The 775-nt window shown below is 75.1% G+C and carries 1 protein-coding gene; it reads right to left on the reverse strand.

All coding sequences use genetic code 11. The features are described from left to right. Positions 1-718, reverse strand: a 718-nt coding sequence (locus tag GUY60_RS37995) for an AfsR/SARP family transcriptional regulator (RefSeq protein WP_376771373.1), incomplete at its 3' end; no start/stop codon positions are given. Positions 719-775: the final 57 nt, after the last annotated feature.

Consider the following 775-nt stretch of genomic DNA (forward strand, 5'->3'; position numbering starts at 1 on the left):
CCGACGGGGGCGTGGCGGAGAGGGACGGGTCCTGTCGGAGCATCGCCTGGTGCAGTGCGGCGAGTTGGGGCCCGGGGTCGGCGCCGAGCTCCCGCGCGAGCAGCTCCCGCAGCTCCGCGTACGCGGTCAGGGCCTCGGCCTGTCGGCCGGAGCCGTAGAGGGCACGCAGGTGCAGGGCCCGTAGTCGCTCCCGTAGTGGATTGCGCCGCGCCGCCTCCTCCAACTCGGCGGTCAGGTACCGGTGTTCGCCCAGCGCGAGGCGGGCCTCGGCGAGGTCCTCGATCGCGCCTAGCCGCTCCTCCGCGAGGCGCTCACGCACCGGCCGTACGACGGTGTCGCCGGAGTCGTCGTCGCGCGTGCTGCCGCCCCGCACACCGTCGAAGGGGTCGCCGCGCCACAGGTCGAGGGCCCGCGTGAGCAGTGAGGCTCGGGTCCGTAGGTCCTGGGCGGCGCGGGCCCGGGTGGTGAGAGAGGTGAAGCAGCCCAGGTCGGTGTGGTCGGGGGCGACGGTCAGGGCGTAGCCGGCGGGGAGCGAGACGATCAGGTCGCGGGCGCCCGGCTCGGCGGCATCGAGGACGCGACGCAGCCGGGAGACCTTCGTCTGCAGCGCGTTCGCCGGGTGGTGGGGGAGCCGCTCGGCCCAGAGCAGCTCGACGAGCCGGTCCACGGACAGCGGGTGCGGCGCGTGCGCCAGGAGACCGGCCAGCAACAGCCGCACTTTGGCCTCGGGTACGGGAACTTCGGCGCGGCCGGTGAGGGTCCGACCGTCGGGGTC

The organism is Streptomyces boluensis, assembly GCF_009908195.1.
Taxonomy (GTDB): Bacteria; Actinomycetota; Actinomycetes; order Streptomycetales; family Streptomycetaceae; genus Streptomyces; species Streptomyces boluensis.